The sequence below is a fragment of the Amphritea sp. genome, from assembly GCF_050300915.1.
Classification (GTDB): Bacteria; Pseudomonadota; Gammaproteobacteria; order Pseudomonadales; family Balneatricaceae; genus Amphritea.
Window position 1 is genome coordinate 1 of the sequence record NZ_JBNKYN010000073.1, and the last position, 23,051, is coordinate 23,051.

Below are 23,051 nucleotides of genomic sequence, written 5' to 3' on the forward strand. Positions count from 1 at the left end.
TGATTGCCGGTGGCGACAAGAATGAGTTGCTGGGGGAAACGGGAAAAATCATGCATGGTCTGGGGGGCAACGTCATGATCGCGGCGATTGCGTTGCATGTCGCGGCTTCTGTAAAACACCATCTGCTGACTAAAGATGGCACTTTGCAGCGGATGTTGGGCCGTAGAGTGGCCTGATATATCAACCGAGTTTGAAGGGGATCAAAAGCCGCGTAATGCGGCTTTTTTATTGCTTGTTGATAAGAAAAAGCCTCCTTTAGCCTTTACGCTTGTCTCGGTGAACTCGGTGTCCTCTGTGGTAATACAGCTCTTTGCTTATCCCTTATGTGGATGTTTACTGGCTGATACAGTGGGCGGCTATGTTGGTTCCGGCTGGCAGGCTAAAGCCGCTTTTGTCATCTCTGTAGCTGGCCACTTCAGGGCAGTTATCCGGGTCGATCTCAATAATCGGCAGGCTGAGTTCCCAGCCATTTTCTATGGGAGTGTCCTTGCGGGGGATCTTATAGCCAAAGATCGTGCTGAACTGTTTATCAACGGCTTCCCGGGTTTCTTTTTTCAGGAACAGGTGCCATTTGGTTGTCGAGCCAATATAGCGGGGTGGTGTTTTATAAGCAGACAGTATGCGAACAGAGATCTGACGAAAGTCGTTTATTGCCTGCCGGGTAATGGACAGACTCTCCTGACTGCTTTCTGCTTGCACTAAGTTGCACTGACCGATCAGAACGGTAGCGAGAATAATAGATGATATTTTTAATAGCATAGATTAATACAGCAATCTGAAACGTATAGATGGACGGGCCTGATGTTATGACTCTGCCCGCCCGTAAAAATTCCATTCGTTATAAAGCGTTATGCTCTTTTAGTAGCGATTCAATACGCACTGCCAGCTCGGTATAGCCCCTGTTATTGAAGTGCACCGGGTCAGACTTGTATTGCGCGTCGCGCAGAAGTTCGGCAATAACCGCGGGTTCAAATACTAGCTGATACTGTTCTGCGAGCTCCTGATACAGCGGGGCGCTATTCGAGAACAGTGCTTTTTCCGGAACGCCGATGAAAACAATATCGATCTGGCGTTGTTGCGCCGCTTCAATCATTTGGGCCAGATTCTGTTTTAGCTGAGCTTTATTCCGGTTTTGCAGAATATCATTACCACCCTCCAGCAAAATCAGCAGAGCGGGCTGGTGCTGATCGAGCAGTGCAGGCAGACGCTGTAGCCCCTCAGCAGATAGCTCTCCTGAGACACCGGCATTGATGACCTTACGCCCGGTTAGTTGCTGTAACTGTGCAGGGTAATCGCCATTATCCCGACTGCCGACCCCCTGAGTAAGACTGTCGCCAAAGGCCAGAATCACACCTTCCGGCGGGATATAAGTTAGTTCTGTCTGATCGCTGCAGCCGACCAGTGTCAGCAGCAGCGCCAGTAAAACGGTTTTAACGCTGATTCCATTCAATGCATTGCTCCAGTGTGACACCGCTGCCGCCGAAGATATCCAGCGCGCTGCCGATGGTGAGATCGACCTTGCCATTGGATAGCTGGTCGACCAGTTTCAGATCGTCGAGTGAGCGAGCGCCGCCGGCATAGGTCACCGGAATCGGGCAGGCCTCACCCAACAGTTTAACTAACTCTTCATCAATCCCCGATTGCAGCCCTTCAACATCCGCCGCATGGATCAGAAACTCGGCACAGTGCTGGCTGAGTTCTGCCAATGTCTGCGCATTCACCTGCGTTTCAGTCACCGTCTGCCAGCGGTCAGTGGCGATATTCCAGCCAGAGTCTGTACGGCGGCAACTAAGATCAAGAATCAGCCGCTCTTTGCCGGTAATCGCTTTGATCTGCTCCAGCCGTTGCCAACTGAACTGACCCTCCTCAAACAGCCAGGAGGTCACAATCACATGGGAAGCACCCGCCGCAATAAACTCCGCCGCATTACTGTTATTCACACCGCCACCAAACTGCAGGCCGTCGGGCCAGGCCGCCAGTGCTTTCAGCGCCTGTTCTTTATTTCCAGGCCCCAGCGCGATCACATGACCACCGGTCAGATTGTGCTTGCGGTAGAGGCTGGCGTAATACTCAGCATCATACTGACTGACAAAGTTGGTGGTGGCACCCTGATCATTCAGGCTGCCACCCACAATCTGTTTTACCTGACCCTGGTGCAGGTCGATACAGGGGCGAAACTGGGTCAACGTACGGCTCTCCGTTAAAAGGCTTATCAGCGGCGCATTGTAACAGAAAGGGCTGGCTTCCCGATAACTCAAACTCTCGGGTTTAATCAACGGCGTGTCAGATCAGTCATTAGCGGGTCTTACCGGTTTAAATGTTGAATAGCGGGCATTAGTTTGTTAGAAATAAACGCTACTAAACGAGCCTGACTTGTTTAACCCATAAAGGAATATTGTCGATGGATCAGACATCTCTCCCGATAAAACCGTGCTGTTTACTTTTGTCATACCTGGCGTGCCGGTGATGGTTGGCGCTGGTGTTAATCCTAATCTCTATCATCCCCTTCAGGGCTCCTGCACGCTGCAATCATTGTTCACGGTTTATCCTGATCTCTATCCGATATTGAGTGGAGCGCTAGAATGATTCACCTGTTACACAGCGACCGGATAACGAGCCGCTATTGTAGGGTTCAATATCCCTCCGTTACTGTTAAAAACACCAGACAAGAGGGGAGCATTTTTTTTCCTGATACGGTAGAAGAAGCCTTGCAAGGGGGGGGGCGATCTTCCCCGGTGCTGTTGAACGGTGAACTTTGCGAAGGCTATTACTATATGGTGATCGGCCGGGTGATCGAGATCGAGGGTAACGATCAGCAAAAACTCCTTTTTAGTCAACAAAGGCATCAGCTTCTGTCAGAAGCGATAAGCAATAACCCCGAACTGGCCGATGTGCTGAGTCAATACCCGCTCTGAAGCTTGCTCGGGGAGAAAAATAGTGTGCTGGCGAATGATCAGGTGGAAGATGATATTACATCCGGGGTTATTTACGGCCTGTGGGATGAAACCTATGTACCGGAAGATCCGGATGATCTCGGTATACATAACGCATACTGATATCTCGATGAAACAGAAAATAGCCCCGCCACTGTTTACGGCTTTGGTTTGATGGCGGTGAAGTGAATCTGGCGCCGGTTATGGGTGTTAGGGAAAGATGATGTTTTTAAGAGAGTAGGATTATGAAAGTTAAAGTTTTTCTATTTCTATCTGTGTTTACGCTGTCTTTATTGCTTTTAGCTTTTTTTACTCCTTTAGTTGATTTCTATAAGTTTTCAGATCTGTGCCGTAAGGATGGTGGTCTGACGATTTATGAAAAACTTGATAGTGGGGTTGGTTGGCTATCAGATGACTATTTTAATAGTCTTAGTGACGCTTATTTAGAAGGTGTTGGGTTTTCTAGATTTAAGGATTCAGATAACTTATTTTATGATGTTTTCTATGTTAAGGGTGATAGATTTAAAACATCTTCCTATAAGAAAGTTGAGTCTGATTTTAATATGAAAGCTGTTTATTATAGAGTTTTGAAAGAAGAGGCTGTAGAGGGGTGGGATGAAATAGGAGTTTATAGGGCTTTTTATAAAAGGCTTTCAGATGATAAGGTAATGGCTGTTTATAATAATTATTATGTCAACCTTTTCGATGTAGATGATTTTTTCTTTGGTGTTTTTCCTTCTGCTATGAATTGCTCAGGAGGGCATAAAAATTTTTATTCTGAATTAGAAACGATATTTTACTGATTTTATTTAGAATTATTATATCGTTCCCACGCTCCAGCGTGGGAATGCATACGGAGCAGGAATCATGGACAGAATGCCGAGATCAGGATCAACACCTTCCCCTTTACCAAATACGGAGTCATCGACGCGGTGGTCGATAACGTTTCCAGCGATGCCACCGCCGATGAAAACCGCGGCTTAATCTACAAGGTTAGAATTCTGATGCATAAAAGCCCCCTTTGGGTGGATGGCTGTGAAGTGAATCTTGTGCCGGGTATGAGTGTTAGTGCTGAAGTGAAAATCGGAAAGCGCTACTGATTGAATATGTATTGACGCCATTGCTGAGATATAAGAATGAGAGTGCTAGAGAGATAGTTATAATTTTTAAAGGTGATCTTTATGAGAATCAAGTTTGTTTTCCACTCTTTGTTTGTAATTATTTCTCTTAATGTTCCGTTTTTTTGTTTTGCAGATGAAGGTTCAACAGGATCGGAAGGTGAGTTTGTAAAGTACACATACTCATTAGAAAAAGGTCATCAATATGGGGTGTGTAGAGATTTACTGGTCTACTTAAACAGAGGTGGTTATGTCTTAAAATATGGTGGTTCGAATTTTGGTTCATTAAATGATGATTTTTCTACACCTGAATGGAACGTGATTAGTCCTGATGAAGGTGTTAAGATCCAAATGCAATTAAATTCATACTTTCCTGTCAGTGTAGATGTTTGGAAAAAGCGTGTTGATTATTTGCAAAGCTTTTATAATGGTATTTATACTGTGGAGTCTTCTGCTTTTGATCTAAATAATGACGGATATGTTGATAGAATTGTTAGATTTTCCTGGCTTGAAAAACACGGCATTCATAGGTTGTATGTGAATCACCCAATTAATAAGGTGGGTAACCTTTCAGTTGATTGGTTTGAAGGCGAAATTCCGCTAGCACCATCTGGAGAGGTCTTTTATTATCAGGGAAGAATTTTTATTTTATCTGCCGTTGGGGGAAAGTTGACTGTAAAAGAACCTATGCCCAGTCCAATGAGAGATCAGGGAGGAATCGCTGTTAAACCGAATGTTTGCATCATTTTAGAAAATGAATAAAGAGTTGTATTTATTTAAGTAGGGTAGGTGTTTTAAAAACAGAATGTTACCTCGTTCCCACGCTCCAGCGTGGGAATGCATAGGGAGCATGCATCATGGAAAGAATGGCGAGATCAATACCTTCCCCTTGACCAAATACTGAGTCATCTATGCGGTGGTCGATAACGTCTCCAGCGACGCCACCGCCGATGAAAATCGTGGCTTAATCTACAAGGTCAGAATTCTGATGCATATAAAGCCCCTTTTGGGTAGGTGGCCGTGAAGTGAATCTGGTTTCGGGTATGAGTGTTAGGGAAATATGGATATTGTGAGGTATGTTATACATATTAAAATTTTGATTTTTGGAGCATAGAAATGTCTTTTGTAAATGAGTATATAAAGAATTCGGATATTCATAAATATAATATTATTGAGTTGTGGAATAACGTAAAGACTTTTAATAAGCTGGATCCTGAATCAGATTGTGAAATTAAATGGACGATGGATGCTGATAGAGGAATGTTTCTAATTCGTTATAGCCAAGCTAGAGATTGTGATTGGCAGGGGTGGTTGTTTGTATTTCAAGATCAGGTTTATAGAATTGCTCTAAATAGAGTCGTTCTTCCTTTGCCATCAAGAGTAATTAGATGGGAACTGGTACGGATTGACATGCCTGATGAAAATTGTTTATCACGAGAAGAGTTTATAAATTATTTAAAAGAAGCTCTTCTTGTTTTCGGTAGAAATGGTGTCGTTACTGAAGACGATAAGCGTTACAGCATAGAATTTACATTTTAGAAGATAAAGAGGACAGATTTATTTAATAGCTAATACTGTATAGGTAACCTTTAATCATTGGCTCCCCATCGTCAGGCTGTCGGATTTTTCAGGTCTGATCGACTCAATCGAATGTGGATAGTTGCCAAAGTACCTGCCAGTGAGATGGTCCCGGTCTACCGTTAATATCACTTTTCTAATATATGCGACATAGCGGTTTCTTGAAGCCGACATTCACACGATTACCACCGCCTCCCTATTCTCTACGATGGGTCGACAGGGGCTTGCCTTAACGCTATAACTATATCTATCAGGCTGTCGGCAAATGTGTCGATAGATTTCAATTGGTCGGCATGGGGAGGAGGATGATGGTGCGTTCGCAGTTGTGCATGATTGCCTTGCCCCTGAGGATATGTCCGCCGGTTATTAATAACGGTTCATCTGCCCCGATATTGCCGGGTTGTAAGGTCGTTACCGGTGGATAGTAAAGCCTTTGTTCCCACACTGGTCTGGCAGCTGTTTATTGGTCAGTATTGGTCCCGGTCGACCCGTGGTATCGCTATACCTCCTCCTGTTTTTTCTCAGAATTAAATCAGCTTAAGGGGCCGTCTGGTCCGTCTGTAACAACTGAATACTGATTGCAGAGCGCTGCGGTATGCCCTGTTGTATGCGCTGCTCTGTCAGGAGAATAATAATGACCGATCTTTTTGAGAATCCTGTTGGCCTGAAAGGCTTTGAATTTTGTGAGTTTTCCGGGCCTCAGCCCGATGCCATCGCCCGGGTGTTTGAGTTGCTTGGGTTTACCCTGGTGGCCCGGCACCGGTCAAAAGCTGTAGAGCTGTACCGTCAGGGAGGGATCAATTTTATCCTTAACCGTGAACCCAACAGTGAAGCGTTCTATTTTGGCCAGGAACATGGCAACTCGGCGGCAGGTATGGGGTTTCGGGTGGAAAATGCACATCATGCCTACCAGTATGTGCTGGACAAAGGTGCGCAACCGATTGAGATCCCCACCGGGCCGATGGAACTGCGCTTGCCTGCGATTAAGGGGATCGGTGGTGCCCCGATCTATCTGATCGACCGCTATGAGGATGGTAGCTCAATCTATGATATCGATTTTAATTTTATCGACGGCGTGGATCGTTATCCTCGGGGATACGGCTTTTATGAGATCGACCATCTGACCCACAATGTTTATAAAGGCCGGATGAATCACTGGGCCAGTTTTTATGAAACCCTGTTTAATTTTCGTGAGATTCGTTACTTTGATATTAAAGGCGAATATACCGGGCTGACCTCGAAAGCGATGACCGCCCCGGATGGTAAGATCCGCATCCCTCTGAATGAGGAGGCCTCCAAAGGTGGCGGACAGATCGAAGAGTTTCTGATGGCGTTTAACGGTGAGGGCATTCAGCATATAGCGCTACGCACTGACAATCTGCTGGAGAGTGTTGATCAGTTACGTGCCGGTGGTCTCGAACTGATGACGGCTCCGCCTGAAACTTACTATCAGATGCTGGAAGAACGTCTGCCGGGCCATGGTGAACCGGTGGATGAGCTAAAGTCCCGGGGGATTCTGCTGGATGGTACTACCGATGATGGCCCCCGTTTGCTGTTGCAGATCTTTTCTACCTGCCAGTTGGGACCGGTGTTCTTTGAGTTTATTCAGCGTAAAAAGGATGATGGTTTTGGTGAAGGTAACTTTAAAGCCCTGTTCGAGTCGATTGAGCGGGATCAGCTGAACCGGGGCGTTATCGAAAAACCGGAATAAGTGTTCAGCTGTAAATCACAGAGCACCCCGATGGCGTGCTCTGTGATGATGCAATCAGATTTAACCATAACAAAGGATAGCTATATGGCCGTTTATGCACTGGGGAGTAAAACCCCGCTGATCGATGACAGTTGTTTCGTTGCTGAGGAGGCGACCCTGATTGGTGAGGTCATTCTCAGGGAGAACACCTCGGTATGGCCACAAGCGGTTCTGCGGGGTGACAGCGAACCGATCACTATTGGCGCGGGTAGTAATGTTCAGGATGGTGCTGTACTGCATACCGACCCCGGGTTTCCACTGACGGTGGCTGAACATGTCACTATCGGCCATCAGGCGATGTTGCACGGTTGCAGCGTCGGAGAGGGCTCGCTTATCGGCATTCAGGCGGTTGTGCTCAATGGTGCCGTTATCGGTAAAAACTGTCTGGTGGGGGCGGGTGCGCTGGTCACTGAGGCGGCAATTTTTCCGGATAATTCGCTGATTCTCGGGGTGCCGGCTAAGGTGGTCAAAACACTGTCCGATGAGGCCTGCGCCGGTATTCGTGCCAATACGCAGACCTATATCGATAAAGCGGCGCTGTATAAAACGGCGCTGAAGAAGATCGGTTAACCGCGATTTTTTATACGTTGTGTCACAAGCGGACGTAAGTGGCGGAAGGGCTTGTGTCAATTACTGCGACGGTTCCAGTTGCTTAGACAGGAAATTCTGTCCCACTTCAGGCATAATCCACTGAACAATCGTCCCTGTCGGTGGTCACAGCATCAGCCATGGGGGCAAGAATCAGCATTGATCAGTATTTAGGCAGAGTGGCAGCGTTTGAAAACCGGGAATATCACTTCACGACTGAAGTCTTTTTTTAGCACAGCCCTTACCTTGCTGAGTCATCTGCCAACTCCGCACCGTGTCGTACTGGGGTTCGCTTCAGTTATTCTACTTGTTTCCCTCATGCTCTCGGATAACAGCTCTGCCGTGGCGGTTGCTCCGGGCCAGTTCAGAAGCAATCTTGCTATCGATCTGCAGGAAAGTGATGCCCCCGTTACTGACGACGGGGCGGTCGACAGCTCTGCGCCACTGAAAGATCCAGACCCTGAAATCAGTTATGTGGTGCAAAAGGGTGATACCCTGAGCACGATTTTTGATTTTCTGCATATCTCACAGCCAACCCTGTATAAACTGATGGAAGCCGACCTTAACGTCCTGGCGCTGGATACTATTCAACCGGGCCATCAGTTGGGGTTTAACTTTGATAGTGAGGGGACATTAAAGCAGTTTATCTTCCGTTCCGGGCTGACCTACAAGGTGGTGTTTGATCGCGGAGAAAAAGGTGACTTCGAGTTCAAGGAGTTTATCGAAAAGGGAGGCTATCGTCGGGAGATCTTTACCGGCGAGGTGCAGGGGGATCTACCCCGCTCGATGCAACGGGCGGGAGTACGCATTGCGGAAGCCTATCAGGTCACCAGTCTGCTAAAAGAGCGGATGAATTTCAGAAGCCATCTGCGCGCGGGTGACCGCTTTGAGCTGGCGGTGTCCCGTCAGTATGTGAATGGTGAGTATACCGGAAACAGTATCATCGAAGGCTTTGTCTATGATGGCGCTATTCGCAAGCAGTCGGCTTTTCTGTTTGATGATAGCTATTTTGATGATCAGGGAGAGAGCCTGGAAAAAGCCTTTCAGCGTATCCCTCTGAAGCGGAAATATCGTATCTCTTCCAGTTTTAATCCGAAGCGTAAACACCCCGTGACCGGGTTGATCCGTCCCCATAACGGCACCGACTTTTCTGTACCTATCGGCACACCGGTACTCGCGGCCGGGGATGGCGTGGTCACCCGGGTGATTAAACATCGCTATGCAGGTTTGTATATTGAGATTCAGCATAATCAGAAATATAAAACCCGTTATCTGCACCTGAGCAAAGCCTATGTCAAAAAGGGGCAAAAAGTCTCCCGTGGTCAGAAGATCGCCGCATCCGGCAATTCTGGTCGCTCAACCGGTGCCCATCTGCACTATGAGCTGCATGTTAACGGCCGTCCGGTAAATGCGATGACCGCCCCGATTCCTGTGGTGCAGACCATCGCCAGCAAAAAACGTAACGCCTTTAAACAGCAGGTTGCTGAGCTTAAATCTCAGATGGATGAACAACTGGCGCTGGCTAAAAAGCAGTAGCTGCACTGCCGTTTTATAGCACTCGTTAACCAGGCCCGGCCGTTCTGCCGGGCTTTTTTATGCCTGTAATCTCACACAGCACTACGCTGATCCCTGCTGAGCTCATGCTTTGCTGCTTTTGTATCGTGATTCAGTGCTGAAAATCGCTGACTAGCTGATGGCGTTATCCGGTCTTAAAGGGTGGAACAAAGTGTCGCACAGGGTGCGTCACCCTGATTTACATAACCGTTCATTGGTGAATCATCGAATCCATTAATCTTTAAAAATATATTATAAATCATATGGTTGTCTTTATGGCACAGGCCTTGCTCATACAGTGATATAGAAAAATATAACAACTGATACTGTGGAGCATGATATGAAACCGAGTCAGGAACAACAGGTATGGATGTACAAACACATGCTTGTGAGTCGCTTTTTTGAAGAGGTGATTGAAAAGATCTACATGGAGGGTAAAAGCCCCGCCTTCAATATGGCCAACGGCCCCATTCCCGGTGAGATGCATCTGTCTAATGGTCAGGAACCCTGCGCTGTCGGTGTATGCGCGCATCTGACCGCGGAAGATGTGGTCACATCTACTCACCGCCCCCATCACGTTGCGATTGCCAAAGGCGTTGACCTTAAAGCGATGGCTGCCGAAATTTTCGGTAAGAAGACCGGCCTCAGCGGTGGTCGTGGCGGGCATATGCATATCTTTGATGCCAACGTTAACTTCTCCTGTTCAGGGATCATTGGTCAGAGCGTTGGCCCGGCGGTGGGTGCTGCGTTATCCCGGGTGATGCAGAAGAAAAGTGGAATCGCGGTGGCCTATCTGGGGGAGGGCGCTGCTAACCAGGGGGCATTTCACGAAGCCCTGAACATGGCAGGTGTCTGGAAGCTGCCAGTCATCTTCATTATCGAAGATAACTCCTGGGGGATCTCTGTTTCCAAGCGAGCCAGTACGGCGATTGAGCGGAACTCGGACCGGGCGGTTGCCTATGGTATGCCCGGTGAGTTTATCGAAGGGAACGATCCGGTTGCCATCTTTGATGTGGTTGGTGAGGCGATTGCCCGTGCCCGCAATGGTGGAGGGCCCACCCTTATCGAAATTGAAACCTCACGTCTGGCAGGTCACTTTATGGGGGATGGTGAAACTTACCGCCCCGCCGGTGAAAAAGAGGCCCTGCAGAAGATCGATCCTATTCCTGTTATGAAGCAACGCCTGCTGGACGAGGGGATCCTGACCGATGCCGCAGATGCTGCGCTGGTAGAGGAAGCGCATGCAGCGGTTGACGCAGCGATACAGTTTGCCCGTGACAGTGAATACGCCGCGCCTGAAGAGGCGATGGAAAAAGTATTTGTCTAAGCGGTAATGCGAAATCAGGTCAGGATTCAGGAGATATAAAAATGACTCAGGTAAAAGAAAAAGAACGCAAGTTGACGATCGCCCGGGCGATGGCTGAAGCGATTGCTCAGGAGATGCGCACCGATGACAAAGTGTTTGTGATGGGTGAAGACATCGGTGAGTTAGGTGGAGTATTCGGCAATACCCGGGGGCTGCACGAAGAGTTTGGTAGTGAGCGTGTGCGCGATACGCCGATCTCTGAAACCGCTTTTATTGGTGCTGCTGTGGGGGCCGCATCTGATGGGATGAAGCCGGTTGTCGAACTGATGTTTGTCGACTTCTTCGGGGTTTGCTTCGACGCCATCTACAACATGATGGCGAAGAACACCTATTTCTCAGGCGGTAATGTCACGGTGCCGATGGTGCTGATGACCTCCACCGGTGGTGGTTACTCCGATGGGGGACAGCACTCTCAGTGTGTCCATGCCACCTTTGCCCATCTGCCCGGTATGAAAGTGGTTGCGCCCTCCAATGCGTATGATGCCAAAGGGATGATGATTGCCGCGATTCGTGATCCTAACCCGGTGGTGTTCATGTTCCATAAGGCCCTGCAGGGAATGGGGTGGCTGGGGACTGAAAAAGAGGCCATCGTGCATGTGCCGGAAGCCGCCTATGAAGTTGAACTGGGTAAGGCCGTGGTCACCCGTCCAGGCACCGATGTCACGATTGTGGGGATCACCTCCGGTGTGCACTTCGGTCTGAAGGCTGCACGGATTCTGGAAGAACAGGGGGTCAGTGCGGAAGTGGTTGACCTGCGCTCGCTGGCACCGCTGGACCGTGACACGGTGATTGAGTCGGTTAAGAAGACCGGCCGCCTGATCGTCGTGGATGAGGATTATCACAGCTACGGCATGACCGCAGAGATTATCGCTAGTGTGGTCGAGGCCGGCGTTCCTTTGAAAGCAGCGCCTCAGCGAGTGGCGTATCCCGACATTCCGATTCCGTTTGCCCGTCCTATGGAGCAGTGGGCGCTGCCGAGCCCGGAAAAAATTATCGCAGCTTTTAACAAAATGAAGGAAGACTAAGAGATGACAACAGATGTAATTGTACCCGTCGATATGTGGGAAGAAGACTCTGAGGGGGTTATCACCTCCTGGCTGGCCAGTGATGGGGGTGAGGTTGCCGAGGGTGATGTGATCGCAGAACTGATGGTTGAAAAGATTCAGTATGAACTGGAAGCAACCGCTTCAGGATTCTTAAAGATCATCAAAGATGTAGATGACATTGTCGAAAAGGGCCAGACCGTGGCAACTATCGGCTAGCAGATCGGGAGAGACAGATGACCGCCTCAGATACACTCAGGGTAACGCCTCTCAAAGGCTTGAGAGGCATGATTGCCAATAATATGCGACGCAGCCTTGATGAGGCTGCTCAGCTGACTCACCATGCCGTTTGCTGCGTTGATACTATGTGGCGGCGTAAGGAGAAAATGGCAGAGCAGGGGGTGAATATCTCGGTTGAAGACCTGCTGGCTGACTACGTTGTCAACGTCCTGGCGAAGCACCCGGTGCTGAACGGGCGTATTGAAAACAATGAGATCTCTATCTACCGCAATATCGATCTGTGCTATGCCATCGGCTTGCCCGGTGGCAAGTTGATGGCACCAGCATTGTTTGCCGCTGATCAGAAAGATATTCAGGAGCGTGCTGCCGCCCGTCGTGAGCTGCTTAACCGGGCTAAAGATGGGCAGTTAACAGTCTCGGAGATGAAGGGCGGCACCTTTACCCTGACCAACATCGGTCGCAGCCGGGTGCGGTTTTTTACCCCCCTTATCAACCTGCCGCAACTGGCTATTTTAGGTATCGGTGAGACCTATACTGAGGTGGCGGTCGAGGATGGTCAGTTTGTGACCAGACGGATGATGGGCCTCTCCCTGACCTTTGATCATCGCGGCGTTGATGGCGGTCCGGCGGCTGATTTTCTCACTGACCTCTGCCGGGAGATCGAAAGTGAATAGTCTGACCATCAACGGGCGTAGCCAGATCGCGAAGATAAGGATGCGCTCGCCGGTTGATATTACTCTGGGTCTTGAACTTGAGCAGCAACTGTTAGACCAGGTGCTGTCAGGTCAGGTGCAATGTGGCTATGCATTGTGGCGTAGTAAGCAGGCCCTGGTTGTGCCTAAAAGCGCTACCAATCGGAGTAACTTTCAGGCCGCCAGTGACTATTGTGCTGAGCAGGGCTGGCCGGTAGTGATTCGCAGCACCGGAGGAGAGCTGACGCCGCAGAGTGAGAGCTTCATCAATCTGACCATGGCAATCAAATGCAAAAAAGGTCAGATGAGCATCCGCGACAGTTATCGGGTGATCTGCAATGCGATGCTGGGGTGGCTGGCGGACAACGGCATTCAGGGAGAGTGCGCCTCTATCGAGGGGGCGTTCTGTGATGGTGATTTTAATGTGGTGGTTGGGGGGCAGAAACTCGCCGGTACTGCTCAGCGCTGGAAGAAGATCACCAACCCTCTGGCCCGTACCGATGACCGGGATATGGCGCTGCTGATGCACGCGGTTATTTTATGTGATGGCGATCTGCCAGCGATGTGGAATATTTCCAACCGGTTTTATGAGAAGTGTCAACTGACCCCTTTTATTATTGAAGGTAAGCATATATCCCTTGCCCAGATAATGAATCAATCCGGTGAAAGCTTTGTTTTGAAATCCCTTGATGGGCTGGATGCATATCTTAATCGTTATATCGAGAAATATATTTAGGTTAATCGAACGTGGCATTTTTAGCTGTTTAGTCTGGTGACTATACAGTTTAAAAAATAATGTTAATCCTGGAGATTATTATGAATAAAAATAAAAAAGATTTACTGCAGTCTGCGAGTGCCAAGAATGGCAAAGCAGATGAAGTTTGCATGAATCGCCGACGTTTTCTGTCCAAAACCGGAACCTATGCCGTCGCCGCTTCGGCTGTTGTTATGGGGGGAGGCTTGTTCGCGCCCAACTCCTATGCCGCTAAGAAAATTGGCGATAAGGCGAATGTCACTCTGTTGAAGATGGCGAGGGATATTTATCCTCACGATACCCTGGAAGATAAATACTATACCCAGGTGTTAACGCCAATGATTACCGCTGCGGCCACCGATGATAAAAAATTATCGGAACTGGCCGACGGTGCTAAATCTCTGGATCAGATCGCTTCGCAGCAGTTTGGTGCCAGTTATATCGATATCAAATCTGAACAAGAGCGTGTTGTTGTACTGAAACAGGTCGAGTCGTCTCCTTTCTTTCAGAATATTAAAGGCGCCCTGATGATGGGCATCTATAACAACCCCGAGCTCTGGCCTCGCTTTGGCTATGGTGGATCTGCCTGGGAAAAGGGCGGCTACATCAACCGTGGTTACAACGATATTGACTGGATCTGAAGAGAGGAATAGCTATGTCTACTAAATTTGATTTAAACGATGACAGCCTGGTGGTCATTATTGGTTCCGGTGCGGGTGGCGGTACATTGGCCAATGAGCTGGCGCAGAAGGGTATCCGATCCGTTGTTTTGGAGGCGGGTAAACGCTTCAAACTGGATGATATCGAAAATGATGAATGGAAAATGTTCGGCAAAATTTCCTGGCTGGATAAACGCTATGTTGTTGGCCCTGCCCGGATTGCGCAAGATTTCCCCAACCTGCCCGCCTGGATTGTAAAAGGTGTGGGTGGTGCGACGATGCACTGGGCTGGCGTGGCGATGCGTTTTCAGGAACACGAGTTCAAGATGAAAACCACCAACGGCACCGTGCCTGGTGCGAATGTGCTTGACTGGCCAGTGACGTTGAAAGAGATGGAGCCTTACTACGAAAAGGCTGAAAAGAAGATGGGTGTCTGTGGCACCAAAGCCACCGGTATGCCTTTCCATGGTGAGAGTAGCCACTATAAAGTGGTCAAAGAGGGTGCCAGGCGTATCGGTGCGAAGTGCGAGCAGGCGACACTGGCGATTAATACCGAGACCCGTGATGGACGTCCATCCTGTCAGGTGAATGGTTTCTGTATGCAGGGCTGCCGCATCGGTGCGAAGTGGTCAACCATGTACACCGAAATTCCGAAAGCGGAAGCTACAGGTAAAACGGAGGTGCGGCCGCAATCGATGGTGCTGAAGATTGAGCATGATAAAAACGGCAAAGTAACTGGTGTTCTCTATGCCGATAAGGATGGCAATCATCTTCTGCAAAAAGCGCGGGTGGTTGCGGTAGCGGGCAACTCTATTGAGTCACCGCGTATGCTGTTGAACTCTGCTTCATCGATGTTCCCCGATGGTCTGGCGAACTCCTCTGGTCAGGTAGGTCAGAACTATATGACCCATACCACCGGTGGGGTCTATGCCGAGTTCGAAAAGCCTGTGCATATGTATAAAAGTACGGTGGTGCCGGGTATTGTCCATGAGTGGAAGAACAATGATCCGAGCCGCGGCCATGTTGCTGGTTATGAGCTGGAAATTCTGCACCTGGGTCTGCCCTTTATGTCTGCCTTCCTCAATCCGGGTAAAGGTGGCTGGGGACGGGAGTTAGCGGACTCACTGGCTAACTACGATAAAATGGCGGGTTTCTGGATCTGTGGTGAAGATATGGCGGTAGAATCCAACAACATTACCCTGCATCCGACAGAGAAAGATCAGTACGGTCTGCCGGTGCCGGTGGTCTATAAAACTGACCATATCAACGACACCCGTATGCGCAACCATGCCTATGACCGGTCCAAAGAGCTGTTCGATGCGGTGGGTGCGCTGAAGGTTAATAATCTGCCACCTTATCCTGCCAGCCATAATATGGGCACCAACCGCATGAGTGAGCATGCCCGAGATGGTGTGGTTAACCGCTGGGGTCAGGCGCACGATATCAAGAATCTGTTTGTCTCTGATGGTAGCCAGTTCACCTCCAGTGGTACTGAAAACCCGACTCTGACCATTGTTGCTCTGGCGATTCGTCAGGCCGATTATATTGCTGACCAGATGAAGAAAAAGGCGATCTGACCTTTAACCTGTTTCACTCGGTGTAACTCTTTGGCACGCTTTCGAGCGTGCCTTTTTTGTTTCAGGGGCGGGATATAGTTAATAGGCTGTTAGCCTGGAGTGTGTTGCCAGGTCTGATCTGTTGTGTGCGCCACATGAAGCGCGCCGATCTTTTCTTTTGTTAACCCGTCATCTCATCGTTTCGCCAGGCTGTTCAACGTTCACTTTTCATCCCTGGATGGTTCAACAGTCACTTCAGGTTGCAGACATCTTTCAGCCTCTGATACAGAGCTACCGCGACTTAGTCACAGGCGAGTGTTTTTCCTGTGCAGACTTACATGCCTTGTTGCTTAGAGGCTTTATTGGATGATGGAGGCTGTTGGATCATAGGGGTTATTCCAATGCTGCTGGAATGAATGGCGGGTTAGGAGGTACGGTAAATAAGTGCTCAGAGCAGAAAAGCAAAAGCCCCAGGGAAGCAGACTTCCAAGGGGCTTACAGAGGAAGGGGCTAGTTAGAACGCAAAGTTAAAACCAACGTTGATCAGTGTGGTTGTCTCACCTGCAGGTGCAGGGCTGGCAACAATTGAGGTGGCATAGCGTGAAATAGTACCCATCTCATCCGCATCGACATGGGCCAGCTGAGCATAAACAATGGTCGATTCACCAATGGTGTATTCGTTGCTCAACACCAGTGATTTGGTTTCTACACTCTTGGCTGGCGCTTTATCCTTATTGATGTAGTAAGCGATGGTCGCGCTGTTTTTCTCATTCCACTGCCAGTCCATGCCAACGCCCAGGGCATCCAGATCCAGAATCTGATTGCCGTTAGCATCGTTGTTTTCAGTGTTCATGAAGTTGGTTTTGAAGTTCAGATCGCCAACCGCATAAGCAGCACCCAGTGCCCAGCTGGTAACAACATCTTCAGCGGTTTGCTGGTCACGCATATTCTGATAAGAACCAGACAGCGTTACCGGGCCTGTGTTATACGCAGCACCGATGGCAACAACATCACCCTCTTTCTGAGAGCCTTCCTGACCGCCGAAAGAGTACAGCACACCAAAATCTAAGCCATTGATGTTGTTGCGATACTGCACCGCATTTTTAAAGAAGATACCGACATCATTATTGGCATTGCGGCCATCCGTGCTGGCAGGGTCGTTAACGGTAGAGAAGTACTGACTATAGGCCCAGGCATACAGATTAGAGAACTGTTCTTTGAATATACGGGGTTCTGTACCCAGGTGGGCAAGCAGAGCAGGGCCGTATTGACGACCAATGATAACCGTTCCCCAGTCGCCGGTTACTCCCAGGTTTGCCTGACGACGGAACAGCAGTCTGCCACTACTGTCATCTCCGTCTGTACTGGCATCACCGGTACCATGAAACATACCGGTGTCCAGATCGAAGTGGGCTTCAAGATTAAAAAAGGCATCCATTCCATTATCCAGCGACCGGGACCCTTTAAAGCCAAGAACGGTCTGACGTAAGCCACTGGTCTCCAATCCCAGTTTCTCATCACCATCAGTGGACACCTTATCCTGATAGAGAATCCCCGCATCAAGAATGCCATACATCGACAGCTTGGTATTAGCCGCTTCACCGATCAGAATGTCGGCGGATGCATGGGTTGCTGCCCCTGATAGCATCATCATCGCTGTCAGTGTTTTAACAGGACTGATTAGCGCCTTCTTTTTGCGGGATGATTTTTTTAAGTTCATAGAGTTACTCCCCAACGGAATTTATAGTTAGATTTATTTACGGGGTTTTCACGTTCAACTATTTATATAAATAGTAAGGTGAAAAATTGATTTAACATCGACCCGCAGGGGAAAGAGCAGAGAATATGCCAAAATATAGATTTAATTATTAAAAGTTAAAAGATACTACTGATTTCAATAGGTTGTCATTTTTTATTTTTATTTGAGATGCTTCTGATTATATGAGTTGGTTTTTTGTGAACGGGTTTTTTATAAATAATGGCTGATTTTGCAACAGAATGTTTCATCTTTATGAATCAGACTGTGGCGTTAAATTAAAGTGTCGCTTTAAGCAGATTTATATCGAATGAGATAGCTTAGCCCTATTTTTTATTATCTTTATTTCGCTATACATTTTTAAGACTTTGTGTCGCATCAAATCGAGACAGTCTGTTTCATTTGCTGTTATTCAATTGGGACAGTTAATTTAAAAATTAGTTATTTCGTACAATTATCAATAACTTATGTTTTTGGTACTGTTATTGCTCTAATTACAATTGTTAGTTGTGAGACTTTATCCGGCTTACTGATTGTAATTTCGTAAGTTATTTGTCCGGCATATCGTAGTTGATACCTTCATTATCCCTTCCCCTTCAGGGTGTTTTGTACGATATGCCGGGCCTTTTTTAAGCTCACAGTGTGGCTGATAACGAGGGGGGCTATGTTTGTAAAGAGTGGCTTCAGTCACCACTAATCTTATATCTGGGAATACTGTTATGGAGATTGTGTTTTCGACTGTTTCTTCAAGAGGTTTATCTGCTCTGGTCAATATCGGGCGGATGAGGCCGGTTTTGCTTAAAACGGGAAAAACCTGCATCGGGGCGCTGTTGTTGACCGCCTTGCTGGGTTTGCTGCCCGGTTCTCAATTGTTTGCCGAGTCATTGCCGACGGTGCGGGTTGCTGTGCTGCAGTTTGGCACCGTCAACTGGGAGATGGATGTTATTCGTCAGCATCATCTTGATGAGAAATATCATTTCTCCCTTGATGTCACCCCTGTTGCCGGTAAAAACGCCAGCGCAGTTGCACTGCAAAGTGGTGCTGTTGATCTGATCTACAGTGACTGGGTTTGGGTGAACCGGCAGCGATTTAACCACAGGATGTTCGGCTTCTCCCCTGTCTCAGCCGCTACCGGAGGGGTTTATGCTCAGCCGCAGAGCACGGTTTCATCCGTGAAGGATATGCAGGGTGCACGTCTGGGAGTTGCCGGAGGCTCTGTCGATAAGAGCTGGTTGCTGCTACAGGCCTATAGTCAGCAGGTGCTGGGGAAAGACCTTCTGGAGGTGGTTGAGCCGGTGTTTGCCGCGCCCCCTTTGCTGAATCAGTTGATGTATGACGGCAAGCTGCCATTGAGCCTTAATTTCTGGCATTACGGTGCCAGATTAGAAGCCCGGGGGTTTAAGCCGGTGATCTCCGTTGATGAGATGATCCGGGGGTTAGGAGTGAAGCATCAGGTGCCTATGCTCGGTTGGGTGTTTGCTGAATCCTGGCGTCAGCAACATAGCGAGCTGTTGGGGAATTTTTTAAAAGCCTCCCGGGAAGCCCGGAATATTCTGCTGACATCTGACGCCGAATGGCTGCGCATCCGTGATCTGACCCGGGCGGAAGATGAGCAGATTTTTACAGCGCTGAAAAAGGGCTATCGCGCCGGCGTACAGCTTCAGTTCGGAACAGATGAACTGAATGCGCTGGAGGATCTCTATGCCTTTATGTTGCGCGAGGGTGGTGCAGAGCTGACGGGTGGGGCCGATAAACTGGACCGGTCGCTGTTCTGGGTTGCAAACCCTGAAGTGGGAGTGAAACAGGTCGCTACCGGGGAGGGCCCATGATCGTTCCCGCGATGAAGCAACTGCTGCATGGTGCGTTACCCCTCGCCATTCTGTTTTTCGTCTGGCAGTGTGCGGCTATGCTGATGGATAGCAGTAACTTTCCCAGTCTGCTGCAGGTGTTTGCCAGTCTGCGCAGCCATCTGGTTGACGGGGATATGTTGCATCACCTGCTGGTGACCCTGCTAAGGGTGTTGCTCAGCTTCACCATTGCGATGCTGCTTGGGGTGCTGATCGGTATCATGATGGGGGCATTTCCCCGTTTGAATAGCGCTGGCGATTCAATTCTGATTATCGCCCTTAATGTCCCGGCCCTGGTCACTATTATGCTCTGTTATGTCTGGTTTGGGCTGGTAGAGGCGGCTGCGATTGCGGCGGTAGCGATTAATAAAATTCCTACCGTTGTGGTGATGGTGCGTGAAGGCGCCCGGGTGGTTGACCAGGATCTGCTGGACGTGGCCAGGGTGTTTCAGGTCTCCCCACTGCGTTATTTCTTTAAAGTGTACCTGCCGCAGCTTTACCCCTTCATTATGGCCTCAGCCCGGTCCGGTCTGTCACTGATCTGGAAAATAGTGCTGGTGGTTGAACTGCTGGGGCGCAGTGATGGCGTGGGTTTTCAGCTGGGCACCTATTTCCAGTTTTTTGATATCTCCAGCATTCTGGCTTATACCCTGGCATTTGCTGCCATCATTCTGGTGATTGAGGGACTGATTATGCGTCCGCTGGACCGCTTCATCGCCCGGGGGGGATACCATGGTCAGTCTTGATATCGCTTTACAGAGTAAGTTTTATGCCAATAGCCCGGAGAAAGTGCTGGGGCCGCTGTCGTTTTCCGTCTCGCAGGGTGAGTTTGTCGCATTGGTTGGCCCCTCGGGGACCGGTAAAACGACCTTGCTGAATATGATTGCTGGATTGGAAACCTGTGCGCCTGGGGAGATTCAGTTTAATGGCGCCCCTCTGGCCGGCAAATCCGACTGTAAGATCGGTTATATCTTTCAGCAGCCGAGACTGATGCCCTGGTTAACCGTGGCCGGGAATCTGCGCCTGGTGAAGCCTGATGCGACTGACGCGGATATAGAGGGTATGTTGGTAAAAGTCGGACTGGGTGGAAAATCGTCTCTCTATCCCAAGCACCTTTCAGGTGGCATGCAGCGCAGGGTCAGTATCGCCCGGGCTTTTCTGACCGAGCCGGACCTGTTGCTGCTGGATGAACCCTTTGTCTCACTGGACGCCCCCAATGCCGATAACCTGCGTTCACTGTTAAGTGAACTATGGGTGGAACACAAACCCACCGTTATCTTTGTAACCCACGATCTGAATGAAGCGATTCAGCTGGCGGACCGGATCCTGTTCCTCTCCACTGCTCCGGGCACAGTCATTCTGGATACCCCGGTGGATATTGCCCGCCCCCGTTTGCCCGACGATAACAGACTGCAGCGTTGGAAAAGTGATCTGCTCTCTGATTACGCTGGTTTATTAGAAGGGGTTCTCTCCGCACCCGTTCTGCAATCGGTCTCCAGGAGATAATTATGCAATCAGATACCGCACTGGAGCTGAGCGCCGTTAGCAAAACCTATGGCACGGTTAAAGCGCTGAATCAGGTCAGTTTAGCGATTCAGTCATCCCAGTTTGTCGGTTTGCTGGGGCAGAACGGTGCGGGAAAAACGACTCTGTTTCAGCTGTTAACCGGTCTGTTTAATGGCGATAGTGGGCAGATACGGGTCTGTGGCCATGATATCCGCCATCATCCTATTGCCGCGCTCTCTTCTATCGGCGTGGTGTTTCAGCAGCCGACTCTGGATCTCGATCTGACGGTGCAGGGTAACCTTAAATTTCACTGCCTGTTACATGGGCTCAGTCGTGCTGACGCGGAACACCGCATATCCAGTGAGCTGGAACGCTTTGAGATGCAAGCGGTGCGGCATCTGCCGGTGCGCAGTCTCAGTGGCGGCAACCGGCGCAAGGTTGAGTTAATCCGCAGTCTGCTCCATCGGCCCCGATTGTTATTGATGGATGAGGCGACCGTCGGACTGGACCCGGAATCCCGTCAGGCACTGGTTAATCATGTTATCGCTTTATGTAAAGAGCGTGATCTGGCGGTGCTCTGGAGCACCCATATCGTTGAGGAGATTCAGCAGGCTGACCGGGTTGTTGTACTGGACCGGGGTAAGGTTCTGGCTGATTCATCCCCGGGAGAGTTGTTGGCTAAAGAGCCGCTCTGCGGAAGCTCACTTTCAGACGCGTTTTTACACCTGATAAATCTGAATAAAACGGTTGGAGTCGCTCATGAACATACTTGTTAATACTTTGAATTCGATTGCTCTGGTATCACTGCTGCTGGTGGTGCAACAGAGTCAGGCAAGCAGTGGCTATGTGTTTGTCAGCAGTGAGAAGGATGATCAGGTGACGGTGTTTGAGGCGACCAGCATGGATAAAGTGGCTGCGATTAAAACCAGTCAGCGCCCCCGGGCGATGAAGCTGAGTAACGATGGCGCACTCCTCTATGTGGCCTGCGGTGACGCAGATGTGATCGATGTAATCGATGTGGCTTCGCTGGCAGTACGGCAGAGTATTGAGATCGGTGAAGACCCTGACCGTTTCGATCTGTCACCGGATGAGAAATTCCTCTATGCCTCCAATGAGGATGATGGGTTGGTGACCGTTTACTCGCTGGAGGAGGGCAGGAAAGTTGCCGAGATTGAGGTGGGGGAGGAACCGGAAGGGGTATTGGTAACATCGGATAATCGCCGGGTGTATGTCACCTCTGAGGTGGCTAACATGGTGCATGTGATCGATGTGCAGAGTCGTGAACTGGTTGAGAATATTGTGGTGGGCAATCGCCCAAGAAGGATGCTGCTGACGCCGGATCAGAAGCAGCTTTGGGTGAGTAATGAGGTGGGAGGTACTATTTCGGTTCTGAGCACTGAATCATATCAGCCCATCGCAGAACTGAACTTTTTCCTGCGTGGGGTGCGTGCGGAAGCGATCTCTCCGGTCGGTATGGTGATGACCAAAGATGGTACGCGAGCCTACATCACTCTCGGTGGAGCCAATCATGTGGCGGTTGTTGATAGTGCAAGCTACACCGTGCTCGACTACATTCTGGTGGGCAAGCGTGCCTGGGGAATCGCGCTTAACCAGGACGAAAGCCGGCTCTATGTGACCAACGGTAAGAGTGATGATCTGGCTGTGATCGATACCGTACGTGGCAAAGTGATCAGATCGGTGCCTGCAGGGCGGGTGCCCCACGATGTTGTGGTGGATGACTGATGTTTTCTGTGACAGCCATTTGTAAACAGATCGGCTTCAATTCAAGTCGTCTAAGGTGCGTAGCAACACTGCTGGCATTGCTGCTGTCATCTCCGGTATGGGCGGTGGAGCTTCAAAGCGTCAGTTTCGCCCTGATCGAGTATGCCGGTGATCCCCGTTACCGCGCAGAGGTGACCGATGCCCGTTATCAGGCTCAGCCCTGGGGGCGACTCGACACGGCGGTCGAGCTGGCGATGCAGGAGTCGCGTTTTGCTGCTCAGAAAAACGGCATCCGGTTTACATTGACGCGGCACGAGGTGGAGGAACTTTCCGAATTGCCCGCACTGATCCAGCGTTTGCAGGCTGAGGGAACGCAGTTTTTTCTGCTG

The 23,051-nt window shown here is 49.4% G+C and carries 26 protein-coding genes; 22 read left to right on the forward strand and 4 right to left on the reverse strand.

Annotated elements, in window-relative coordinates; translation table 11 throughout:
• The first annotated feature begins 50 nt into the window (after window positions 1–50).
• Window positions 51–176, forward strand: a complete 126-nt coding sequence (locus ACQY8X_RS16375) for a cytochrome b/b6 domain-containing protein (protein WP_428036237.1) — start codon at window positions 51–53, stop codon at window positions 174–176.
• Between the two features lie 157 nt (window positions 177–333).
• On the opposite strand, the gene ACQY8X_RS16380 is transcribed toward ACQY8X_RS16375, so the two are convergent.
• The 3 genes from ACQY8X_RS16380 to hisA all read right to left on the reverse strand — a co-directional run bounded on the left by ACQY8X_RS16380 (window position 334) and on the right by hisA (window position 2,186).
• Entirely contained in the window at window positions 334–759 is a 426-nt protein-coding gene (locus ACQY8X_RS16380; protein WP_428036212.1) for a hypothetical protein, read from the reverse strand.
• Between the two features lie 79 nt (window positions 760–838).
• A complete protein-coding gene (locus tag ACQY8X_RS16385; protein ID WP_428036213.1) occupies window positions 839–1,450 on the reverse strand; it encodes a GDSL-type esterase/lipase family protein in 612 nt (203 codons plus the stop codon).
• A complete protein-coding gene (hisA, locus tag ACQY8X_RS16390) occupies window positions 1,431–2,186 on the reverse strand; it encodes a phosphoribosylformimino-5-aminoimidazole carboxamide ribotide isomerase (RefSeq protein ID WP_428036214.1) in 756 nt (251 codons plus the stop codon). Before hisA ends, ACQY8X_RS16385 begins: the two co-directional genes overlap by 20 nt.
• Window positions 2,187–2,582: 396 nt before the next feature.
• Between hisA and ACQY8X_RS16395 the strand changes: the two genes are divergently transcribed.
• The 15 genes from ACQY8X_RS16395 (at window position 2,583) to ACQY8X_RS16465 (ending at window position 15,852) form a co-directional block, all read left to right on the forward strand.
• Entirely contained in the window at window positions 2,583–2,915 is a 333-nt protein-coding gene (locus ACQY8X_RS16395) for a hypothetical protein (RefSeq protein ID WP_428036215.1), read from the forward strand.
• Between the two features lie 263 nt (window positions 2,916–3,178).
• Window positions 3,179–3,736, forward strand: coding sequence for a hypothetical protein (locus tag ACQY8X_RS16400; protein ID WP_428036216.1), 558 nt, complete (start codon window positions 3,179–3,181; stop codon window positions 3,734–3,736).
• A gap of 129 nt (window positions 3,737–3,865) precedes the next feature.
• Complete coding sequence (locus ACQY8X_RS16405; protein ID WP_428036217.1) at window positions 3,866–4,033, forward strand: hypothetical protein; 168 nt, start codon at window positions 3,866–3,868, stop codon at window positions 4,031–4,033.
• A gap of 81 nt (window positions 4,034–4,114) precedes the next feature.
• The gene (locus tag ACQY8X_RS16410; RefSeq protein WP_428036218.1) at window positions 4,115–4,813 is read left to right on the forward strand and encodes a hypothetical protein; all 699 of its coding nucleotides are present in this window, start codon (window positions 4,115–4,117) and stop codon (window positions 4,811–4,813) included.
• 354 nt (window positions 4,814–5,167) lie between these two features.
• Complete coding sequence (locus tag ACQY8X_RS16415) at window positions 5,168–5,590, forward strand: hypothetical protein (protein WP_428036219.1); 423 nt, start codon at window positions 5,168–5,170, stop codon at window positions 5,588–5,590.
• A gap of 673 nt (window positions 5,591–6,263) precedes the next feature.
• Window positions 6,264–7,340: a 4-hydroxyphenylpyruvate dioxygenase gene (gene hppD, locus ACQY8X_RS16420; protein WP_428036220.1), complete on the forward strand. Its 1,077-nt coding sequence runs from the start codon at window positions 6,264–6,266 to the stop codon at window positions 7,338–7,340.
• 84 nt (window positions 7,341–7,424) lie between these two features.
• A complete protein-coding gene (locus ACQY8X_RS16425) occupies window positions 7,425–7,949 on the forward strand; it encodes a gamma carbonic anhydrase family protein (protein ID WP_428036221.1) in 525 nt (174 codons plus the stop codon).
• Window positions 7,950–8,285: 336 nt separating this feature from the next.
• Complete coding sequence (locus tag ACQY8X_RS16430; RefSeq protein ID WP_428036222.1) at window positions 8,286–9,503, forward strand: peptidoglycan DD-metalloendopeptidase family protein; 1,218 nt, start codon at window positions 8,286–8,288, stop codon at window positions 9,501–9,503.
• Window positions 9,504–9,861: 358 nt separating this feature from the next.
• A complete protein-coding gene (locus tag ACQY8X_RS16435; RefSeq protein ID WP_428036223.1) occupies window positions 9,862–10,848 on the forward strand; it encodes a thiamine pyrophosphate-dependent dehydrogenase E1 component subunit alpha in 987 nt (328 codons plus the stop codon).
• 41 nt (window positions 10,849–10,889) lie between these two features.
• Window positions 10,890–11,912 (forward strand): alpha-ketoacid dehydrogenase subunit beta, encoded by a 1,023-nt coding sequence (locus tag ACQY8X_RS16440; RefSeq protein ID WP_428036224.1) that lies wholly within the window; start codon window positions 10,890–10,892, stop codon window positions 11,910–11,912.
• Window positions 11,913–11,915: 3 nt separating this feature from the next.
• Window positions 11,916–12,149, forward strand: a complete 234-nt coding sequence (locus ACQY8X_RS16445) for a biotin/lipoyl-containing protein (RefSeq protein WP_428036225.1) — start codon at window positions 11,916–11,918, stop codon at window positions 12,147–12,149.
• Window positions 12,150–12,166: 17 nt separating this feature from the next.
• The gene (locus tag ACQY8X_RS16450; protein ID WP_428036226.1) at window positions 12,167–12,844 is read left to right on the forward strand and encodes a 2-oxo acid dehydrogenase subunit E2; all 678 of its coding nucleotides are present in this window, start codon (window positions 12,167–12,169) and stop codon (window positions 12,842–12,844) included.
• Window positions 12,837–13,598 carry a lipoate--protein ligase family protein gene (locus ACQY8X_RS16455; protein WP_428036227.1) on the forward strand — a complete coding sequence of 254 codons (762 nt, stop codon included), beginning with the start codon at window positions 12,837–12,839 and terminating at the stop codon, window positions 13,596–13,598. The genes ACQY8X_RS16450 and ACQY8X_RS16455 overlap by 8 nt, the downstream gene beginning before the upstream one ends.
• An 80-nt stretch (window positions 13,599–13,678) precedes the next feature.
• A complete protein-coding gene (locus ACQY8X_RS16460; RefSeq protein ID WP_428036228.1) occupies window positions 13,679–14,257 on the forward strand; it encodes a gluconate 2-dehydrogenase subunit 3 family protein in 579 nt (192 codons plus the stop codon).
• Window positions 14,258–14,271: 14 nt separating this feature from the next.
• Window positions 14,272–15,852 (forward strand): GMC family oxidoreductase, encoded by a 1,581-nt coding sequence (locus ACQY8X_RS16465; RefSeq protein WP_428036229.1) that lies wholly within the window; start codon window positions 14,272–14,274, stop codon window positions 15,850–15,852.
• 493 nt (window positions 15,853–16,345) lie between these two features.
• Here the strand turns inward: ACQY8X_RS16465 and ACQY8X_RS16470 are convergent, their stop codons facing one another.
• The gene (locus ACQY8X_RS16470) at window positions 16,346–17,551 is read right to left on the reverse strand and encodes a porin (RefSeq protein ID WP_428036230.1); all 1,206 of its coding nucleotides are present in this window, start codon (window positions 17,549–17,551) and stop codon (window positions 16,346–16,348) included.
• Between the two features lie 755 nt (window positions 17,552–18,306).
• Here ACQY8X_RS16470 and ACQY8X_RS16475 point away from each other — a divergent pair.
• The 6 genes from ACQY8X_RS16475 to ACQY8X_RS16500 all read left to right on the forward strand — a co-directional run.
• A complete protein-coding gene (locus tag ACQY8X_RS16475; protein WP_428036231.1) occupies window positions 18,307–19,416 on the forward strand; it encodes an ABC transporter substrate-binding protein in 1,110 nt (369 codons plus the stop codon).
• Window positions 19,413–20,180, forward strand: a complete 768-nt coding sequence (locus ACQY8X_RS16480; protein ID WP_428036232.1) for an ABC transporter permease — start codon at window positions 19,413–19,415, stop codon at window positions 20,178–20,180. The genes ACQY8X_RS16475 and ACQY8X_RS16480 overlap by 4 nt, the downstream gene beginning before the upstream one ends.
• A complete protein-coding gene (locus ACQY8X_RS16485) occupies window positions 20,167–20,940 on the forward strand; it encodes an ABC transporter ATP-binding protein (RefSeq protein WP_428036233.1) in 774 nt (257 codons plus the stop codon). Before ACQY8X_RS16480 ends, ACQY8X_RS16485 begins: the two co-directional genes overlap by 14 nt.
• Before the next feature lie 2 nt (window positions 20,941–20,942).
• Window positions 20,943–21,716, forward strand: a complete 774-nt coding sequence (locus ACQY8X_RS16490; protein ID WP_428036234.1) for an ABC transporter ATP-binding protein — start codon at window positions 20,943–20,945, stop codon at window positions 21,714–21,716.
• On the forward strand, window positions 21,700–22,683 hold the full coding sequence (locus ACQY8X_RS16495; RefSeq protein ID WP_428036235.1) for a PQQ-dependent catabolism-associated beta-propeller protein: 984 nt from the start codon (window positions 21,700–21,702) through the stop codon (window positions 22,681–22,683). The genes ACQY8X_RS16490 and ACQY8X_RS16495 overlap by 17 nt, the downstream gene beginning before the upstream one ends.
• Window positions 22,683–23,051, forward strand: a 369-nt coding sequence (locus tag ACQY8X_RS16500) for a hypothetical protein (RefSeq protein WP_428036236.1), incomplete at its 3' end; no start/stop codon positions are given. The genes ACQY8X_RS16495 and ACQY8X_RS16500, both read left to right, overlap by 1 nt.

What these genes read in the sequence shown, in the direction of transcription:
- ACQY8X_RS16415 (WP_428036219.1), top strand. Translation starts at nt 5,168, where the DNA reads ATGTCTTTTGTAAATGAGTATATAAAGAATTCGGATATTCATAAATAT.
- ACQY8X_RS16440 (WP_428036224.1), top strand. Translation starts at nt 10,890, where the DNA reads ATGACTCAGGTAAAAGAAAAAGAACGCAAGTTGACGATCGCCCGGGCG.
- ACQY8X_RS16470 (WP_428036230.1), bottom strand. Translation starts at nt 17,551, where the DNA reads ATGAACTTAAAAAAATCATCCCGCAAAAAGAAGGCGCTAATCAGTCCT.
- hppD (WP_428036220.1), top strand. Translation starts at nt 6,264, where the DNA reads ATGACCGATCTTTTTGAGAATCCTGTTGGCCTGAAAGGCTTTGAATTT.
- ACQY8X_RS16490 (WP_428036234.1), top strand. Translation starts at nt 20,943, where the DNA reads ATGCAATCAGATACCGCACTGGAGCTGAGCGCCGTTAGCAAAACCTAT.
- ACQY8X_RS16460 (WP_428036228.1), top strand. Translation starts at nt 13,679, where the DNA reads ATGAATAAAAATAAAAAAGATTTACTGCAGTCTGCGAGTGCCAAGAAT.
- ACQY8X_RS16425 (WP_428036221.1), top strand. Translation starts at nt 7,425, where the DNA reads ATGGCCGTTTATGCACTGGGGAGTAAAACCCCGCTGATCGATGACAGT.
- ACQY8X_RS16475 (WP_428036231.1), top strand. Translation starts at nt 18,307, where the DNA reads ATGGAGATTGTGTTTTCGACTGTTTCTTCAAGAGGTTTATCTGCTCTG.
- ACQY8X_RS16410 (WP_428036218.1), top strand. Translation starts at nt 4,115, where the DNA reads ATGAGAATCAAGTTTGTTTTCCACTCTTTGTTTGTAATTATTTCTCTT.
- ACQY8X_RS16480 (WP_428036232.1), top strand. Translation starts at nt 19,413, where the DNA reads ATGATCGTTCCCGCGATGAAGCAACTGCTGCATGGTGCGTTACCCCTC.
- ACQY8X_RS16400 (WP_428036216.1), top strand. Translation starts at nt 3,179, where the DNA reads ATGAAAGTTAAAGTTTTTCTATTTCTATCTGTGTTTACGCTGTCTTTA.
- ACQY8X_RS16435 (WP_428036223.1), top strand. Translation starts at nt 9,862, where the DNA reads ATGAAACCGAGTCAGGAACAACAGGTATGGATGTACAAACACATGCTT.
- ACQY8X_RS16380 (WP_428036212.1), bottom strand. Translation starts at nt 759, where the DNA reads ATGCTATTAAAAATATCATCTATTATTCTCGCTACCGTTCTGATCGGT.
- ACQY8X_RS16450 (WP_428036226.1), top strand. Translation starts at nt 12,167, where the DNA reads ATGACCGCCTCAGATACACTCAGGGTAACGCCTCTCAAAGGCTTGAGA.
- ACQY8X_RS16495 (WP_428036235.1), top strand. Translation starts at nt 21,700, where the DNA reads ATGAACATACTTGTTAATACTTTGAATTCGATTGCTCTGGTATCACTG.
- ACQY8X_RS16430 (WP_428036222.1), top strand. Translation starts at nt 8,286, where the DNA reads ATGCTCTCGGATAACAGCTCTGCCGTGGCGGTTGCTCCGGGCCAGTTC.
- ACQY8X_RS16465 (WP_428036229.1), top strand. Translation starts at nt 14,272, where the DNA reads ATGTCTACTAAATTTGATTTAAACGATGACAGCCTGGTGGTCATTATT.
- ACQY8X_RS16375 (WP_428036237.1), top strand. Translation starts at nt 51, where the DNA reads ATGCATGGTCTGGGGGGCAACGTCATGATCGCGGCGATTGCGTTGCAT.
- ACQY8X_RS16485 (WP_428036233.1), top strand. Translation starts at nt 20,167, where the DNA reads ATGGTCAGTCTTGATATCGCTTTACAGAGTAAGTTTTATGCCAATAGC.
- ACQY8X_RS16445 (WP_428036225.1), top strand. Translation starts at nt 11,916, where the DNA reads ATGACAACAGATGTAATTGTACCCGTCGATATGTGGGAAGAAGACTCT.
- ACQY8X_RS16395 (WP_428036215.1), top strand. Translation starts at nt 2,583, where the DNA reads ATGATTCACCTGTTACACAGCGACCGGATAACGAGCCGCTATTGTAGG.